This is a genomic window from Paenirhizobium naphthalenivorans (assembly GCF_007992095.1).
GTDB classification, from domain to species: domain Bacteria; phylum Pseudomonadota; class Alphaproteobacteria; order Rhizobiales; family Rhizobiaceae; genus Allorhizobium; species Allorhizobium naphthalenivorans.
The window spans coordinates 1-1,388 of the sequence record NZ_BJZP01000092.1 but is presented as its reverse complement, the minus strand read 5'-3'; the positions used below and the strand labels follow the sequence as shown (position 1 = coordinate 1,388).

The window sequence follows — 1,388 nt, the reverse complement described above, 5'->3', positions numbered from 1 at the left end:
GCGACCCCGTATGGGAACACCATCTACGAGCCGGGGACTATTCGGCATGGTTTCGGCATGTGATAAGGGACGACGTTCTCGCCCGCGAAGCCTCCGATATAGAGCAAGATCTCGCTCTCAGCCCAGGGGCTAGCCGTGACGAGATAAAGCAGGCGGTCCTGCGGCGCTACCGTATTGGGACGTCGAGGGAGATCGGCTGATGACTGATTGCCATGGCGGCCGCAAAGTGGCGGAACACCTTGCCGGACGTATATAGGGAAGCTTGACGGTGTACAGCCCGATGGGAGCCTTCGACGATATGAGGCGCGTCGCCGAACTGTCCGCAATCCTGATTCGGCATGGCCTCGGTGAGCTTGTCGGACGCATTGGCTTGGAAAAAGCGATGCGCAGCGCTGGCTATGTTGCCGCCTCACCGGGGTCCGGAGTGAGCAATGGATCGACCCTGCCAAGGCGTCTGCGGCAGGCGCTTGAGGAAATGGGCCCGACCTTCGTCAAGCTAGGGCAAATTCTCTCCACGCGCGTCGATCTGCTGCCGCCCACCTATATCGCCGAACTTTGCAAGCTGCGCAGCAGTGTGCCGGCAATACCCTTCCTGGAACTCGTCGAAGAAGTGGAGGCAGAGCTGGGCCATCCCCTTGCTGCGGATTTTTGTGAAATCGATCCGATTGCGCTGGCGGGCGGTTCCATCGCGCAGGTTCATCGGGCGCGGCTGCATTCGGGCGGCGAGGTGATTCTGAAAATCCGCCGGCCCGGCATCGGCGCCATTATCGAGACCGACCTCCGGCTGCTCATGCGGCTTGCCAATGTGGCTGTGGCAGAGAGCGATGAAATCCGCCGCTTTCGCCCGCGCGAAATCGTCACCGAATTCGCGCGATCGATCCGGCGTGAGCTCGATCTGGCCAACGAATGCCACAATGCCGAGCGGATCGCCGAGAATTTCCGGGACATGTCGTACATCCACGTTCCACGCGTCCACTGGGAATGGACGAGCGAACGCATGAATGTACAAGACATGGCGTCCGGCCTGTCTGGCACGGATTTGGATGCGGTGCGGGCCGCCGGGCTCGACTTGCGCGTCATCGCGGCGCGCGGGACGGAGGCTGTTCTGAAAATGATATTTGAAGACCGGTTCTTTCATGCAGATCCCCATCCGGGCAATGTATTCTATCGGGCAGGCGATGAGATCGAGTTTATCGATTTCGGCATGGTGGGCAATCTGGCGCGTCAACGCCGCGACGAACTGGTCGACCTTCTCACCGGCGTGGTTGATCGCCGTCCCGAAATTGTCGTGCGTACCCTTCTCGACTGGAGTGGGGCCGAGGTGGAGGACACCGCCGGTCTTTCAACCCGGATCGACACCTTTATCGACCGGGTCCATGGACTCCCTC

General features: G+C 60.7%; 1 protein-coding gene and 1 pseudogene. Both read left to right on the top strand.

Annotation, left to right across the window (positions count from 1 at the left end; translation table 11 throughout):
• A pseudogene (locus tag RNA01_RS23975) lies at positions 1–200 on the top strand (phosphoglycolate phosphatase); the annotation flags it as partial.
• Positions 201–280: 80 nt separating this feature from the next.
• The coding region (locus RNA01_RS23245) for an ABC1 kinase family protein (RefSeq protein WP_235916859.1) at positions 281–1,388 on the top strand (1,108 nt) is incomplete at its 3' end.